We start from the raw sequence: 15,042 nt of genomic DNA on the forward strand, positions 1-15,042 counted from the left end.
GCCGACGAGGACAAGATCGCGGCCGTGGCCGCCTGGCAAGAGGCCCCGTACTTCTCCAGCGCCGAGCGGGCCGCACTGTCCTTGGCCGAGCACGTCGCCCGGGTCGCCGACCGCTCCGGCGAGGCCGTCCCCGACTCCCTCTGGGACGAGATCGCCGACCACTTCTCCGAGGCGGAGATCTCCGGCCTCCTCATGAGCATCGGCATCACCAACCTCTTCAACCGCCTCAACGCCACCGTCAAGGAGCCGGCCGGCCAGAGGTGGGGCTAGGACCGTCCTCAGGCAGGGCGAGGAGTAGTGAGCATCGCGCTCGCGATCGGTTTCAGCGGCGCACACCCATGCACCGCATTACCTTCCATACATAAGGAGCAAGACATGAAGGCACACGTCAGCTCGATCCTTCTTGGCGTCCGGGACATGGACCGGGCCAAGCGGTTCTACACCGAAGGGCTCGGCTGGAAGGTCAAGCAGGACTACGGCATCTCGGTGTTCTTCGAGTCGGACGGCGCCTCGCCCGTCGGCTTCTACGGCCGCGAGGGTCTGGCCGGCCTGGCGGGCACGAGCCCGGAGGGCAGCGGCTTCAGCGGGCTGGTGCTCACCTACGTCGTGCGGAGTGAGGCGCGGGTGGACGAGGTGATGGCGGAGGCGGAGAAGGCCGGCGCCACGATCCTCAAGCCCGCCGGCGCCCTGCCGTGGGGCGGGTACGGCGGCACGTTCGCCGACCCGGACGGCTACATCTGGAGTCTCGGCTACAGCGAGCAGGCCAAGGACCAGCCCTACGCGGAGTAAAGGAGCACGTTGTGAAGTTTCGCACCATCGTCGAGCCTCCCGAGCCCATGCGGGGATTGGAAGTTCCGCCCGAGGTGGTCGAGGCGCTCGGCGGGGGCGCGCGACCGCCGGTGACGATCACCGTCAACGAACATCGCTGGAAGAGCCGCGTCGCCATCTTGCGCGGCCGTCATCTGCTCGGCGTCAGCAACGCCAACCGGCAGGCCGCCGGTGTCGCGACAGGCGAGGAGGTCGAGGTCGAGCTGGAACTCGACACCGAGCCGCGCGTCGTCGTCGAACCCATGGACTTCGCCCGAGCCCTCGACGACGACCCGGCCGCCCGCGCCGCCTACGACGATCTCACCGACAGCCGCAAGCGTGAACACGTGCGCGCCATCGAGAGCGCGAAGAAGCCCGAAACACGCCGGCGGCGCATCGAGAAGGCCATCGCCACTCTGCGGGACTGAGCCCGAAACTCCATCGGCTTGCCGTGCCGTCCTGAGCTGGATCATCCGCACTGGGGGTTACCTTGAATGGCCCCGGGTTCGGCGGAGACTGGTGTGCCCCTGTCCAGCGCGCGATGTCCGCCGAAGAGACGTTCACTCGACGGATTACGTGGAAGGCCGGTCCGGGCCGCCTCTGGGGCGCAACCGTTCCAGGCGGCGCCAGTGCTCCATCACCGCTGCTCTTCCCTTCGCGGTCAGCTGGATCCAGGTCTCAGTCCGCTTGCCTGCAAGCTCCTTGCGCACCTGGACGATCCCGCCGTTCTCGAGCTTGGTCAGATGGGAGGAGAGATTGCCCGGTGACAGGCCCGTGACACGCTGCAGGTAGAGGAAATCGGCCTCCCTGCAGGATTCCAGGGCGGCGGTGATGGCCAGCCTGGCAGGTTCATGGACGAGCTTGTCCAGGTTGGCCAACTCCTGAAAGGGCTCACTCACCGGACTCGTTCCCGCCTAGCACTCGCCTGAGCAGCAGGTGGCTCCAAACCCCCAGCAGAACGGCAGCGCCACAGCACACTCCCAGCAGGATCGACAAATCGGACAGGGGATGCCCGGCACCTTGGAAGGGGAGCAGCCCACCCACGATGAGGGCGACGCCCGTCAGGAGGAACGGAGGTGCGAGCGGACGCAGCCGCCGGCCCGCCACCAGCACTCCCGCCCCCACGGCCACCGCCTCCGGGCTGAACGGCAAGACGGGCGTGAACTTGTGCAAGACGGCGACCGCGGCAAACACCACGCCCGTGGCCACCAGAGCCGAGCGCCCTTGCTCCCGCTGAGCCCGGACCGCGCCGTACCTGCGCCGGTAATAACCGCTCAGCACCGGTATGGCGGCGAGTGCCGCCATCAGCCCCACCGTGGCCATGCCCCACCAGATCACCGCATCGCCTTGGCTGCCGGAGCGGGGGTCCACTACGAACAGAACGCCGAGGACCGTCAGCAAGGGCAGGACGACGAGTCCTTGGAGCATCTCGTAATGCGCTGTGACGAAGCGGACTCGTTCTAGATCGTGCACGGGATGGTACTGCACGCGTGCCTCCGTTCTCGGCAACATCGATCTTCACGGTAGCGCAGAGCACTTTGCATTACAAAGCGCTCTGCGCCAGCAAGTTCTGCGGACCCTGCGTCCGCCTGCCCCGCTCGAAAACACGGTCTTATGCGATGAGCTGGGGTTTCGCTCCGCGATCAGAGCGGCGGCCGCGACCATCGCCGGGTGTCGTCATTGCTTGTCCACCGGCTGGTGAAGGGCTTGTTCGGCCTGCCAACCGTGCTGGTCCGCGCCAATCTGTCCAAAGTCGAAACGGTGCTTCTCAGGCGGCTGTGTGTGCTGGTCTTCATCGAGCACGATAGCCGCCGACTGCGTCGTGCTCCAGGAGTACCTGATCCACTACAACGGGCACCGGCCGCTTCAGTCCCGGAACCAACGCCTCCGGACATCGAAACGCAGCCCACCCGGCACGTGACCGACCTCGACGAACTACGATCCATCCGCCGTGAAGCCGTCGCAACATGCACGATCAACGAATACCATCACACCGCTCAGGCCACGTAACTCAATATTCGAGCGGCACACGTTCGCGGACTCAAACGCCGGCGGCCTGCAGTCGGCCGATCGCGGCCCTGATCTTGCGCACGCGGCCGGGCAGCGGCCCGGCCGGTATGTCGATCAGCCGGAAGCCGAAGGCGCGGTAGGTGTCCTCGTGGAGGCGTTCGAACCGTAGCGAGTCCTCAAAACTGATCCGGCGAGCCGCGGTCGGCTCGACGAAGCCCAGATTCCGGACGAAGAACACGTGTCGGTCGTAGATCCGCTCCCGGGCGATGCGCTCAATCTCGGCGGTCAGGACCGGCGGGATCGGATGGCCGATGAACTCCGACAGCGCGTGGGTGCAGACGGGAGAGCGGTCGAAGAACTGCACATCGGGTCCGCCGACCGGCGTCCTGACCTGCCGGCGACGCTGCACGACCACGGTCTCGTCGATGAAGGACGGCCTCGTCCACGGCTCGGCCTCACCGGCCGCCTGCCGGGCCGCGATGACGGCTGTGGCTGCCTCCTCGACGGTCGCGTACCCCAGTGCCGCCAGCCGTCGCAGGATCGTGCTCTTACCGGAGCCGGGGGCGCCGGTGAGAATGTAACGCTTCATCGTGGTGTGGTCCCTCCGTCGATCGTGGTGTAGGAGGCTGATGGCACGGGCGGATACCGGGAGGCAACGCGCAGGATCGCGGCGAGGCGTGGCGGCACACGCGGGTATGCGGGAACAGGAGAAGCACTGCGAGAGAGAGCCCGAGGAAGGGACACCCGGAGGCCCGCGCGGGACCGGGAATGCGGCCAGACCGGTGCGAGCCGACCATCACCCTACACCTGTCCGCCGCCTCGGCCAGGCGCAGGCGGCACGGGTGTTCCCGGCGAATGAGATCGAAGGTGTGACCACCTACGTTCGGGATCTGATCGGCCGCATCAAGGCCGACGAGGAGAACAAGCACCTGCTGCCCTTGGGATAAGCACATCAAGCCCTGAACCAAGCAGCCCCGCTGCGCACCGTCCCCGATCCCGTGGATGGAATCGTCGGCAGGCGCAACGTCGTGTACGCCGACTTCCACCGTCAGATGGCCGACCTCATCGCCCGCGACCAGCAGGCCGGACACATCCCCGCCGCCCTCGACCCACACGCCACGGCGCTGGCCCTGGTGGCGCTGGCCGAAGGGCTCGCCGCCTACGCGATCGGCAGGGCGCGACGCTGCTGGCCACAGTGCGACAGTGCCCGCCGGCTTTCCGCCTTACCAGACCGTGTTCGGCTTCTTCACCCGCTGACCAGGGCCAGGGTCTTCAACCGGGTCCGTGACTGACCAGGCGACTGACCAGGAAGAGGCCGTCGGCATGGGTCCGCAAGCCAGCCTCCGCACCGCAGCCCGCCTGAAATGCCCGACCCCTCCGGGGGAGTCCTGGCCCGAGGGCATGGACTCCCCCTGCGGACCTTGCTTACTGTCGAACTGATGCGATGGTGCCTGCACGTGTAGTCCTTGACCACGCCGTGCTGCTTCAGGGTGGAGCCCTCCACATTGCAGCCGGCCTCGGTCAGGTTGCCGGTAGGGATCGCGCCACACGGACGGTGCGCAACCCGGAGCGTGGCGCAGTCCCACACCGTGGCCTGCGGCGACGCCGCTCATCTGAGCTGTGTGGCGACTCTCACCAGCGGACCAACACCTCTTCCAACGTCATTCGTACGGAGTGATCTCAGCGATAGCGGTGGCGCCGCCCATTCCGTTGTCCACGCGCAGTCGCAGGTAGCGGGCTTTGACGCCATCGAGGTGGACGTCGTTCGGCCCGGTGATCCGCGGCCAGGTCACGCTCGCCACCTGCGCCCACCAGGTGCCGTCGGCGCTGATCTCCAGCACACCTCTGAGCGGTGTGCCGGTCATGTTGACGACCGGATTCTGGGCAGCCGAGAAGACGGCGGCCAGCTTGGGCACGAATCGGACCGCGGACAGCGTGCGCTCCTGCCCCATGTCCACCGTGATGAAGTGCGGCTGGGCGGGGCTCACCGTGGGATCGACCGCGTCGGGATACCACGAGTGGTAGTAGGTGAACGGGTCACCGTCGACCGCGAGTCGGGGGTCTCCCACGTGCGGTTTGAACGTGCTGGCCGTGGCGGACAGTTCCGCCGGTGGGATCGGGGTTCCCGCCGGCGGCGCGGGCCAGGCCCCGGGCGCGTACTCGGGCTTTTCCATCACGATGGGACGATTCGGGCCCGGACCGGTTCCGGTGACCAGCACGTCGGCGATGACCGCGCCGTGGTCGGAGTAGAACGGGTATTCCTGGTCCAGGTAGCCGCCCTGGTGGCGGGGCAGGCGGCGCACGTCGGTGCGGGCGCCCAGCACGCGCATTTGCGCCTTGTTGTCACGGAAGAGCAGGTAGTCGATGCGAGCGGGGGCGGCGCCGAAGCCGCTCTTCGTGCTCCAGGTGCGGCCCGGATAGAGCCCGGCGTCGGCGTTGATGTAGCGGAAGACGTCGTAGAAACCGGCGTCGACGTACTGCTTGGTGTAGGTCCATGGCACGGTCAGCCCGGCGTGTCCGCGGGCCTTGGCGAACTGGCCGGTCCAGTCCCGATACGACCACGCGTTGAAGTCACCGCCCATGATCACGGGGGCGTCGTCCTTGACGTAATACGGCACCACTTTCTGCAAGATCGCCTGGCCCTGCGCGTTACGTTTCGTGTCGTCGTAGCTGAGGATCGTGTTGATCGACGGCGAGATCGGCTTGCCGAACTGGGCGTTCACCACGGCGTGGTGCATGGGGGCGAAGACCGAGTCCTCGTGCCGGGACCAGACGGTGAAGGCGTGGATGTGCTTGCCGTTGGGCAACTGCAACTTGGCGCCGCCGAAGTGGAAGTCGGTGATCTCCGGCCGTTCGGTGTAGCGCTGGACGACCTTCAGCTTGGTGAAGAGCCAGAGATTGCGGTACTTCGCCTCTTCCGCCACCGTGATCGGGACCGAGCTGTAAAGGTCGGTCGTGGCTCGCCCGGCATTGAGCCCCTGGAGGATGGCGGTCTCCGAGCCGTAGGCCTCCACGACGAAGAAGACGTCGGGATTGACCTCGTTGACGTACTCGATCAGCTGCTTCAGGTTCTCACCGGTGTAGTCCTTGCCGTCGAGCGTGCCTCCGCCGAGGAGGTTCCAGGTCATGAGCCGTACCTGGGTGCCCGCCTGTCCCTGGGCGAAGACCGCGTCGCTGGCGTCGAGCTCGAACTCGCCCTGCGGCACCACGAAGGGATGTGACTCCGCCTTGCCGTTCGTCGTGTACAGCGTGGCCCGCATCCACACATACCCCAGGGTCCGCTGCCTGATGGCCATCCTGATCTCGTGAACCTGACCGGCCACCGCCGGTCCGTTCGCCAGGATCGTGCAGAGCTTTCCCACCTGCTCCGGGCCCGGCGTTGTCAGGATCTTCCCGTCGCAGCGGTAGGAATACACGAAGCTGGCCGCTGACGCCGCAGCCGGTACGGCCCAGGGCAGCAGTAATACGGCGACAGCGATCAGTAGCCGCCTTTTCGGTCTCGTCATAAGGATCAAGTATGTCAGTGACAAAGGGAGACGAAATGCCGTTCAGCCCAGGTCTTTCGTGCGCCCAGCGGTGCAGGAGACGAAGCCGTGACCGTAATACAGGCCCTTTTCCGGCGGCCCTCGGCCGGACCTGGCGTGCCATTTCCGAGCGTCCAGCTAGCTCCGCATGAAAGGGACGTCATAGGCAGGAGGTCGGCCGTTCATCAGCTCGGTCAGGTCCTCATCGGTCAGGGCAAGCTCGAAGGCGCTGCCGGTTCGCCGGGGATGCCAGCCGCGATCGAGTGCCATGCGTATGGTCGCCGTCATCAGCGCCGGCCGTACGGCCATTGTCCGTTCGCCCCACCACGCGTCCGCCAGGAGCAGGGAAGCGACACCAGCAGGACGCTCCTGCCCTGTTCCGTCATTGTTCCGGGGATGGCCGAGAACGGCGAGTAACGACCAGAGCCAGGCGTAAGAGCAACCCCTCGCCAAACTCTGATCGACAGGGTTTTTGCGAGGTGGCCAGGGAGAGCACCGAAGCTCACCGCCACAGCCACGACGTCATTTCCGCCGTCATCCATGCCGATCTGCGTGGTTTGCTCGATATTTTGTTGCGTGCTCAGCTGGTGCAGGAGGCCGAATCCTTCCCGGCGCCGGGAAATTACTGGTCTGCCGTCTGATGGGAGGGCGGAAATCGGTCGCCTCGAGAGCGTCGTCGCGGGCGCCGTCAGTCAGCCGGCGACCGTTGCCATCCGACGAGCCATTGCGACTCTCCCGAGCTGCGGCGATGCGTGACGGTGTCCGGATACTGCCATTCGACTTCCATGGTTCCAGCACGTAACCAGGTCTCGTACCTCAAGCGTATGGATTGGGTGTCATCAGGGACGGCTTCGCACCCACGCCTTGATCGTCTCCCAATGGCCTCCCCACGTATGGTGGTTGAGCCGGCCATCTCGCCCGATTTGATCGTTCTCCGGAATGCCGTAGGTCTGGAAGAGGAACCCTGATTTGGCGATCCTGGAGGCGGTGGCCGCCTACTGCAGCGACCCCGGCGCGCCGAAGGTTGAGCGGGCCCTGTTCAACCGCTACAGCGACTTCGCCAGCGCCGACCGTCTGCTGGCCGGCTCCGGCGTCACCTCACAACGCCTGCTCGCCACCGAAGACGGCGCGATGATCGTCCAGGAGGAGAGCCACGCGGTCAAGATCTGGCAGCCGGACCATCGTTCAGCGCTGCCGAAGCAGATAGCGCTGTCGTCGCCGGTGGCGGGAACGGCACTGTCCGCCGACGGCCGCGTGCTGGCCATCGCCGCCGAAGACGGCTCCGTCGAGCTGTGGCATCCTCGCGAGCACCGGCTGCTCGACAAGCTGCCGATTCCCAACGGGAAGACGCTGCTCGCCCTCGCCCCAGCCGGGCGGCAGCTGGCCGTCCAGCCTGCGGACTCGCGCACGGTTCAGGTCTGGGACCTGCGGCGGCGTCAGGCGCGTAGCGTCTCACTGCCCGGTCAGGCGCAGACGCTCCAGGTCGCCGAGGACGGCCTGCTGTCGGTCTCCCTGGGCGATCACCGGCTGCTGGTGTTCGAGCCCGGACAGTCGCGACCGGCCCGGACAGTTCCGGCATCCGCCGTCTTCGCCCACAACGGCACGACCGCGGCCGGCTGCGTCCCCACCCGGGACGGCATCCGGGTGCGCGGCGTGGACCTGCGCACCGGCGCGAGCATCGCCGACTTCCCCCTCACTTTCCGCGGTTGCGAGGGCAACGTCAGCAGGCCGGGCACTCTGAGCCACGGCGGCAGGCTGCTGTCCGTGGAGAACGTCCTGATCGATCTGCGGGCTGGGCGGATCATCGGCGCGCCGGCCGGGTACGCCGACGCCCCGGCGGTCACCGGCCGCGACGACCGCTGGAGCATCTGGACGGCCGGCGGCGCCGAACAGCGGCTCGGGCACTGAGGTGGCCACGCGGGTGGTCGCGCTGACCGGACGTCGGGAGATAGCCGTGATCAGGGCCGACTCACGCGACCTGGTGATGATGTCGGTGCCCGACCTGCGCCCGATCGGCTCGGCGCGCCTGCCCGCAGGGTCGGACGGGCAGGCGCCGCTCAGTCTGCACGCGGTCGCCGGCGGCCGTCTCGTCGTCTTCGCCCGGGGCGTGCTCACCGTCTGGGAGACCGCGCCGCTGCGGCAGACGGCCCCCGGGCTGGACCTGCGCGAGCGCCTTTCCGCCCTGAGCCCCCAGGAGGTGGACCAAGGACTGGACGTGCTGCCGAACGTCGACGGCGACGCGGCGCTGATCATCGAGGGGACGGCCAGAAAGGTCGAACGCTGGGACCTCACGCTCGGCCGTGCCACCAGGAACCATCTGATTCCCGGCAGTGGCGAACTCGTCCCTGTCGCGGCCAGCCCCGACCTGACCCAACTGATCACCTACACCGCCACCGTCGAGAAACCCTTGACGGCCTGGTCGCTTCCCACCTCAGGACAGCCGACCCCGGCGGAACCACCTGGTCCGGCCGACGGCCATGCCTTCGATCTGCTCCAGTTCCTCCGCTCGAATCCCGAACTGCGCTACAACGCATCGTTCTCCATCAGCAGGCTGGGCGGCTCCCTGGGCTACCTCACTCTGTTCGGCGAGGGCGGGAAACTGCTCTACCGCACCGACGAGGCACGGATCATGTCCACCGCACCGCAGGACTGGGCCGCGCATCTGTGCGCCGTCCTGGGCGGGCGCTCGTTCACCTCGGCAGAGCTGGCCCGGCTGCCGCAGGGCGCCGATCCCACGCCATGCGAACACCGATGACCTCCTGCACCGTCCCCTCATGGCCGACGCAGTGGCTGCTGCAGGCGCTCGGCCACTCCCTCTTCAAGGACTGGCATGTACGCCGACACCGGTTCCGGCTGTGGGAAGGACGCAGCACCTCCTGGGCGAGCCCGTCAGGCCACTCCTAGGCTGGGCGGGTGCTCAGCAGTAACAGGCTCCGCGTCCTCCTGGAGATCTTCCGCACCGGCAGCATCGCCGGCGCGGCCAGAACCATGAAGCTCTCGCCCTCGGCCGTCTCCCACCAGCTGGCCAAGCTGGAGGAGGAGTCGGGCGTCGGCCTGGTCGAACGCAACGCCCAGAGCCTGCGCCTGACGGAGGCGGGCAGGCGGCTGGCGCTGCGCGCCCAGGAGGTGGCCGACATCCTGGAGGCCGCCGAGAAGGACCTGCTCGCCCAGGCGCGGATGGACGCGGGGGAACTGCGGATCGGCTTCTTCGCGTCGGCCGGGTACCGGCTGCTGCCGCTGGCGCTGTCGCGCTTCGCCGCCCGCTACCCGAACGTGGCGCTCGACCTGGCGGAGGGCCAGCCGTACGAGCTGCTGCCGGACCTTGAGCGCGGCGCGCTGGACGTGCTGGTGGTGTTCGATCACGCGCTCGACCCGTGGCAGCGCCCGGAAGGGGTGGAGGTGCTGCACCTGTTCGACGAGCCGCAGCTGCTCGTGGTCCCCACCGGTCACCAGGCGGGGCAGCGTTCCCGGGTACGGCTGGCCGATCTGGCCGAGGAGCCGTGGATCACGACTTTCGGCGCCGAGCACCCGGTGTCGATCCTGGAGCGTGCCAGCATGCTGGAGGGGTTCACGCCACGGATCCGCTGCCGCAGCGATCATTACGAGGTGACGATCGGGCTGGTACGGGCCGGGCTCGGGGTGGCGCTGGTGCCCAGCCTGGGGTTGATGGGGGTGACGGGGGTGCAGGTGTGCCGCCTGGCCACGCCGCAGCTGTTCCGCCGGATCGGGGTGGCGCGGCGACCGACCAACCCCAACCCGGCGGCGCGTTCCTTTCTCGCCTACCTCCGCACGGCAGCCGCCCAGCTCCGCAACTCCCTGGAACCGACCCTGCGCTGACCCATCACCCGCCCGCCCGCAACGCCCACCTGGGTTACAGGGGTCCGGTGGGCGCCGCCTGGCCGGGGCGTCAGGGTCGTAGACGGGCGATGAAGAGGCCCGCCTGCCGTACCGCGTGGACCAGGGCCTGTTCGGAGCCTGCGGGACCGTGTGCGAGGACCGCGTACGCGACCCCGCCCATCAGCCCCACGTCCGTGCGGATCCCCTCATCGGTGCCGGTCTTGTTGGCCAGCCACGCCGCCTCCAGGTCGTGCCGCAGCAGCGCGGGGACCAGGCCGTGGTCGGTGTTGGCCAGCATCCACTCGCGCAGCTGCACCTGCCACCCCGCGCCGCCCCCGACCAGCGAAGCCAGCCCAGCCAGTTCCCGGGCCGTCCCCAGCGCGAACGTCGGCGGGTCCGCGGGCGTGCGCGGCTCGCGGATGCGGTCGAGCAGCCGCGTCCTGGTCAGCCCGAGCGCCGCGGCGGCCGCGTTGACCCGGTCCAGGCCGACGCGGCGCAGCAGCGCGTTCGTCGCGGTGTTGTCGCTGACCGCCGCGGTCAGCAGCGCCAGGTCGCCGACCGTCCACCGCCGCTGCGACAGCCCGAGCAGCAGGCCGGACCCGCCGCAGTAGTCGTCGTCGACCAGCTCCACCGGCTCCTCGGCGTCGAGGATGCCGCCTTCGAGGGACATCGCCACCTCCGCCAGCAGCAGCAGCTTCCCCACGCTGGCCAGCGGCAGCTCCACGTCGGCGTTGACGGCCGGCCCCGGCGCGCCGGGGCCGCGGACGGCCACCGCCAGCGTCCCCGGGCAGGCCGCGGCGATCTCCTCCAGGGTCTTGGGGGCGCTCACGGCGTGACCACCCCTCCGGGGCGGGCCGCCGTCAGGCCGCCGTCGCGGACCGCGACCTGCCCGGCCACCACCACGGCGCGCAATCCGTCCGGCGGCTGCAGCGGATCCTGGTAGGTCGCCCCGTCGGCCACCGTGGCCGGATCGAACAGCACGAGATCGGCGCGCGCCCCGTCACGGACCGCGCCCCGGTCCCGCAGCCCGAAACGCGCCGCCGCCATGCCGGTCATCTTCGCCACGGCCGACTCCAGCGACAGCAGCCCCTGCTCCCTGACGTACCGTCCGAGCACCCGCGGGAACGTGCCCGCCAGCCGTGGGTGCGGATGTCCCGGCTTGGGCACTCCGTCCGAGCCGATCATCGAGAAGTCGCACGCGAGCACCCGCCGCACGTCGTCCTCCCGCATCGAGTGGCTGATGATCGTCACCTCGCCCTCCTCTGCCAGCAGCAGCTCCGCCGCCGCGTCCACCGGATCGCCGCCGAGCGAGGCGATCGTGCGCCCCTCGACCTCCGGGTTGCGCACGGCGCACGCCACCGAGATGCGGTCCCAGCCGCCGTTGCCGACCGTGTTCTCCCAGCCGGGCACGCCCTCGGCGATCGCCCGCCGCATCCGCTCCCGCTGCGCCGGGTTCCGCAGTCGCTCCAGCAGGGCCCCGGTTCCGCCGTCGTTGGCCCACGGCGGCAGCATCGCCGACAGCGACGTCGACGCCTCGGTGTAGGGGTAGACGTCGCAGGTGACGTCCATCCCGCCGGCGCGCAGCTCGGACAGGTAGGCCAGCGTGCGCTCGGTGCGGCCCCAGGCGTACTTGCCCGCCGTCTTGTGGTGGGAGACGTGCAGCGCCGCGCCGCTCCTGCGGGCGATCCTCACCGCCTCCTCCAGCGCCTCCTCGACGCGCGCCATCTCGTCGCGCAGGTGCGTCACGTACGGCCTGCCGTACCGCGCCGCGACCCTGGCCAGCGCCACCACCTCGTCGGTGCCGCCGTACGTGCCCGGCGTGTAGATCAGGCCGGTCGACAGGCCGGCCGCGCCCTGGGCGAGCGCCCGGTCCAGCAGGTCGCACATGACGTCGAGCTCGTACGGTGTGGCCGCCCGGTCCGCGTAGCCCACGACCCCGGCCCGGAGGGTGCCGTGCCCCACCAATGAGGCCAGGTGGTTCGACCGGGGAGCATCCGCATGGGCCGCCGCGAAGCCCTCGAAGTCCTCGAATATGGGTACGTTGCCGCCGAAGCCGACGCGGCTTGAGGCCCGCATCTCCGGGATCCGCTCGGGCAGCGCGGGGAAGAGCCCCGACCCGCAGTTGCCGCTGATCTCGACCGTCACCCCCATCCGGACAGGCGCGGCGGCCAGTTCCCATGCCTCGGGACCCAGCAGGGTGGCGGCGTCGGAGTGCGTGTGCACGTCGATGAAGCCGGGGGCGACCACCAGGCCGGCGGCGTCGAGGACCTCCCGCGCCGCGGCCTCCCCCGTGGGGGGCAGCAGGACGACGCGGCCCTCGCGCACGCCCACGTCGGCCGGGCGCAAGGGAGTGCCGGTGCCGTCGGCGACCTGGCCGCCGCGGATCAACAGGTCGAGGTTCAAAGCACCTGCCCCAGGAACGCGCGGGTGCGCTCGTGGCGCGGGCGGGAAAGCACCTCGCGCGGAGGTCCCTCCTCCACGATCACGCCGTCGTCGATGAACACCAAGTGATCACCTGCCTCCCGGGCGAAACCCATCTCGTGCGTCACCACGATCATTGTCATGCCGCTGGCGGCCAGGTCCCGCATCACGGCCAGCACCTCCTGCACCAGTTCGGGGTCCAGCGCGCTGGTCGGCTCGTCGAAGAGCATCACCTTCGGGTTCATCGCCAGGCTCCTGGCGATCGCGACCCGCTGCTGCTGCCCGCCCGACAGCTGGGCGGGGTAGTGGTGGGCGCGGTCGGCCAGCCCCACCCGCTCCAGCAGCTCGCCCGCCTGCCTGGCAGCGGCGGCGCGCGAGGCGCGCAGGACCGTGCGGGGGCCCTCCATGACGTTCTGCAGCGCCGTCATGTGCGGGAAGAGGTGGAAGCGCTGGAACACCATGCCGATCTTCTGCCGCTGCTCGCAGAGCTCGTCGGGCCGCAGAAGGTGCAGCCGGTCGCCGTGCTCGCGGAAGCCGATCAGCCGGCCGTCCACCCAGATGCGGCCGGAGTCGATCGTCTCCAGCCGGTTCACGCAGCGCAGCAGGGTGGACTTGCCGGATCCCGAGGGGCCGACGACGCAGACGACGCCGCCCTCCGGCACGTCCAGGCTGACGCCCTTGAGTACTTCCAGTGAGCCGTACCGCTTGCGGACGGACTGAATGCGCACCATGCTCACGACCGCTCACCCCGCGCGAACCGCTTCTCCAGGAAGTGCTGGCCGACGCTGGCCACGCTGGTCAGCACCAGGTACCACATCGACGCCACGATCAGCAGCGCGATCACCTCGAAGTTGCCCAGGTAGATGCGCTGGGCCACGGTCAGCAGCTCCGCGCCCGCGATCACCGACACCATGGAGGTCGTCTTCAGCATCGAGACGAACTGGTTGCCCGTCGGCGGGATGATCACCCGCATCGCCTGCGGCAGCACCACCCGGCGCAGGATCTGCCTGTGCGACATGCCGAGCGCCTCGGCCGCCTCCCGCTGCCCGGGATCCACCGAGCGGATGCCCGCCCGCACGATCTCGGCCATGTAGGCGCCCTCGTTGATCGTCAGACCCAACGCCGCCGCCACGAACGGCGTCACCAGCGTGTTGGCCTGCCATTCCACGAACATCGGCCCGCCGAAGGGGATCCCGACCCCGATCACCGGGAACACCAGCCCGATGTTGAACCAGAAGATCAGCTGCACCAGCAGGGGCGTGCCGCGGAAGAACCACGTGTACAGCCCCGCCGCGCCGCGCAGCACCGGGCTGTCCGACAGCTGCATCACCGCCGCGAGCACGCCCAGCGCCACGCCGAGGACCATCGACAGGAGCGTCAGCGCGATCGTCACGCCGAGCCCGCCCAGCACCCGGCCGTCGAACAGGTACTCGACGACCACGTCCCAGTGCAGGTTCTCGTTCACGGTGATCGTGTAGGCGAGCCAGATCAGCACCAGGCCCGCGGCGGCCCCGGCCACCATCCGGCCGGGCCGCCGCGGCGCGACGGCATTGACGGGGAGTTCGGTCATGACGCGCCGGTGTTGATGGTGATCTTCGGCAGCGCGTTGGCGGCCGTGCCGTACTTGTCCAGGATCTGCTTGTACTCGCCGCTGTCGACCAGTTCCTGCAGCGCCTTGGCCACCGCGTCGCGCAGCGCGGGGTTGCGCTTGTCGATCGCGATGCCCCACGGGCCGGCGTCGTACTGCTCGGGCAGCACGTCGTACTTGCCGGTCTCCTTGGCGTACATGTGGCCGACGGGTGAGTCGACGATCGTGGCCACGCTGCGGCCGGAGTCGATCGTCAGCAGGCCGGTGGGGGCGTCCTCGCTCTGCATGATCTGCATCTTCTGCGCGCACTTGTCGTTCTGCCGCAGGCCGATGTCCAGGTTCGAGCTGCCCTTGGCCAGCACGACCTTCTTGCCGCACAGGTCCTCGAGCGTCTTGATGCCCTCGGGGTTCCCCTTCTTGACCATGATCGAGCCGCCGGCGTTGAAGTAGTCGACGAAGTCGACCGCCTTGCGGCGCTGCTCGGTGTCGCTCAGCGAGGACATGGCGATGTCCCAGCGGCCCGCCTGGAGGCCGGGGATGAGCCCGTCGAAGGCGGCGTTCGTCGTCGTCACCTTCAGGCCGAGCCGTCCGGCGATCGCCGCCGCCAGGTCGATGTCCACGCCGGTCAGCTCCTGCGTGCCCGGCTTGTACATCTCCATCGGCGGATAGCCCTCAGAGGTCGCCATCCGCAGCTCGCCCGACTTCCGGACCTGGTCGGGCACGAGTTCCTTGGCGCTCTTGCCCGCGGCCGAGGGATCCGTGCGCGCCGCCGTGTCGGAGGTGGACCTGCCGCAGCCCGCGGACAGGGCGCAGACTGCGATCATCGCGATGACCAGGTGTTTTCGCATGGCGGAC

19 protein-coding genes are annotated in these 15,042 nt (G+C 69.1%); 10 read left to right on the plus strand and 9 right to left on the minus strand.

The genetic code is table 11. The features are described 5' to 3' along the window. Window positions 1-24: 24 nt before the first annotated feature. The 3 genes from BMW85_RS49280 to BMW85_RS05655 all read left to right on the plus strand — a co-directional run bounded on the left by BMW85_RS49280 (window position 25) and on the right by BMW85_RS05655 (window position 1,235). Window positions 25-270, plus strand: a complete 246-nt coding sequence (locus BMW85_RS49280) for a carboxymuconolactone decarboxylase family protein (RefSeq protein ID WP_091077772.1) — start codon at window positions 25-27, stop codon at window positions 268-270. Window positions 271-375: 105 nt separating this feature from the next. After that, complete coding sequence (locus BMW85_RS05650; RefSeq protein WP_091077775.1) at window positions 376-789, plus strand: VOC family protein; 414 nt, start codon at window positions 376-378, stop codon at window positions 787-789. A gap of 11 nt (window positions 790-800) precedes the next feature. Further along, window positions 801-1,235, plus strand: a complete 435-nt coding sequence (locus tag BMW85_RS05655) for a YdeI/OmpD-associated family protein (protein ID WP_218155680.1) — start codon at window positions 801-803, stop codon at window positions 1,233-1,235. A 144-nt stretch (window positions 1,236-1,379) separates the two neighbouring features. Here the strand turns inward: BMW85_RS05655 and BMW85_RS05660 are convergent, their stop codons facing one another. Next, the gene (locus BMW85_RS05660) at window positions 1,380-1,706 is read right to left on the minus strand and encodes a transcriptional regulator (RefSeq protein ID WP_091077777.1); all 327 of its coding nucleotides are present in this window, start codon (window positions 1,704-1,706) and stop codon (window positions 1,380-1,382) included. Then, complete coding sequence (locus BMW85_RS05665; protein WP_143082101.1) at window positions 1,699-2,295, minus strand: hypothetical protein; 597 nt, start codon at window positions 2,293-2,295, stop codon at window positions 1,699-1,701. The genes BMW85_RS05660 and BMW85_RS05665 overlap by 8 nt, the downstream gene beginning before the upstream one ends. Window positions 2,296-2,478: 183 nt before the next feature. Between BMW85_RS05665 and BMW85_RS48115 the strand changes: the two genes are divergently transcribed. Then, the gene (locus BMW85_RS48115) at window positions 2,479-2,817 is read left to right on the plus strand and encodes a hypothetical protein (RefSeq protein WP_143082102.1); all 339 of its coding nucleotides are present in this window, start codon (window positions 2,479-2,481) and stop codon (window positions 2,815-2,817) included. Between the two features lie 31 nt (window positions 2,818-2,848). Here the strand turns inward: BMW85_RS48115 and BMW85_RS05670 are convergent, their stop codons facing one another. Next, window positions 2,849-3,406 (minus strand): AAA family ATPase, encoded by a 558-nt coding sequence (locus tag BMW85_RS05670; RefSeq protein ID WP_091077783.1) that lies wholly within the window; start codon window positions 3,404-3,406, stop codon window positions 2,849-2,851. Between the two features lie 193 nt (window positions 3,407-3,599). Between BMW85_RS05670 and BMW85_RS49285 the strand changes: the two genes are divergently transcribed. Then, complete coding sequence (locus BMW85_RS49285) at window positions 3,600-3,764, plus strand: hypothetical protein (protein WP_177240504.1); 165 nt, start codon at window positions 3,600-3,602, stop codon at window positions 3,762-3,764. Between the two features lie 51 nt (window positions 3,765-3,815). Beyond that, entirely contained in the window at window positions 3,816-4,109 is a 294-nt protein-coding gene (locus tag BMW85_RS05675) for a hypothetical protein (RefSeq protein WP_143082103.1), read from the plus strand. Between the two features lie 369 nt (window positions 4,110-4,478). Here the strand turns inward: BMW85_RS05675 and BMW85_RS05680 are convergent, their stop codons facing one another. Beyond that, window positions 4,479-6,140 carry an endonuclease/exonuclease/phosphatase family protein gene (locus BMW85_RS05680; RefSeq protein WP_177240505.1) on the minus strand — a complete coding sequence of 554 codons (1,662 nt, stop codon included), beginning with the start codon at window positions 6,138-6,140 and terminating at the stop codon, window positions 4,479-4,481. A 680-nt stretch (window positions 6,141-6,820) separates the two neighbouring features. Between BMW85_RS05680 and BMW85_RS49290 the strand changes: the two genes are divergently transcribed. The 4 genes from BMW85_RS49290 (at window position 6,821) to BMW85_RS05695 (ending at window position 10,178) form a co-directional block, all read left to right on the plus strand. Further along, window positions 6,821-6,982, plus strand: coding sequence for a hypothetical protein (locus BMW85_RS49290; RefSeq protein ID WP_177240506.1), 162 nt, complete (start codon window positions 6,821-6,823; stop codon window positions 6,980-6,982). A gap of 328 nt (window positions 6,983-7,310) precedes the next feature. Further along, a complete protein-coding gene (locus tag BMW85_RS05685) occupies window positions 7,311-8,249 on the plus strand; it encodes a WD40 repeat domain-containing protein (RefSeq protein WP_091077789.1) in 939 nt (312 codons plus the stop codon). Between the two features lie 46 nt (window positions 8,250-8,295). Next, window positions 8,296-9,096, plus strand: coding sequence for a hypothetical protein (locus tag BMW85_RS05690; protein ID WP_143082104.1), 801 nt, complete (start codon window positions 8,296-8,298; stop codon window positions 9,094-9,096). 158 nt (window positions 9,097-9,254) lie between these two features. Continuing rightward, window positions 9,255-10,178 carry a LysR family transcriptional regulator gene (locus BMW85_RS05695; protein ID WP_091077794.1) on the plus strand — a complete coding sequence of 308 codons (924 nt, stop codon included), beginning with the start codon at window positions 9,255-9,257 and terminating at the stop codon, window positions 10,176-10,178. Window positions 10,179-10,248: 70 nt separating this feature from the next. Here the strand turns inward: BMW85_RS05695 and BMW85_RS05700 are convergent, their stop codons facing one another. From BMW85_RS05700 to BMW85_RS05720, 5 genes are read right to left on the minus strand one after another with little or no spacing between them, the layout of a single operon-like run. After that, the gene (locus BMW85_RS05700) at window positions 10,249-11,007 is read right to left on the minus strand and encodes a serine hydrolase (RefSeq protein WP_091077797.1); all 759 of its coding nucleotides are present in this window, start codon (window positions 11,005-11,007) and stop codon (window positions 10,249-10,251) included. Next, complete coding sequence (locus tag BMW85_RS05705; RefSeq protein ID WP_091077799.1) at window positions 11,004-12,581, minus strand: N-acyl-D-amino-acid deacylase family protein; 1,578 nt, start codon at window positions 12,579-12,581, stop codon at window positions 11,004-11,006. The genes BMW85_RS05700 and BMW85_RS05705 overlap by 4 nt, the downstream gene beginning before the upstream one ends. Continuing rightward, window positions 12,578-13,330, minus strand: coding sequence for an amino acid ABC transporter ATP-binding protein (locus tag BMW85_RS05710; RefSeq protein WP_091077801.1), 753 nt, complete (start codon window positions 13,328-13,330; stop codon window positions 12,578-12,580). The genes BMW85_RS05705 and BMW85_RS05710 overlap by 4 nt, the downstream gene beginning before the upstream one ends. 2 nt (window positions 13,331-13,332) lie before the next feature. Next, window positions 13,333-14,169 carry an amino acid ABC transporter permease gene (locus tag BMW85_RS05715; RefSeq protein ID WP_091077804.1) on the minus strand — a complete coding sequence of 279 codons (837 nt, stop codon included), beginning with the start codon at window positions 14,167-14,169 and terminating at the stop codon, window positions 13,333-13,335. Further along, a complete protein-coding gene (locus BMW85_RS05720; protein WP_177240507.1) occupies window positions 14,166-15,035 on the minus strand; it encodes an ABC transporter substrate-binding protein in 870 nt (289 codons plus the stop codon). The genes BMW85_RS05715 and BMW85_RS05720 overlap by 4 nt, the downstream gene beginning before the upstream one ends. Between the last annotated feature and the right edge of the window lie 7 nt (window positions 15,036-15,042).

Origin of the sequence: Nonomuraea wenchangensis (assembly GCF_900111685.1) — a bacterium.
Lineage (GTDB): Bacteria > Actinomycetota > Actinomycetes > Streptosporangiales > Streptosporangiaceae > Nonomuraea > Nonomuraea wenchangensis.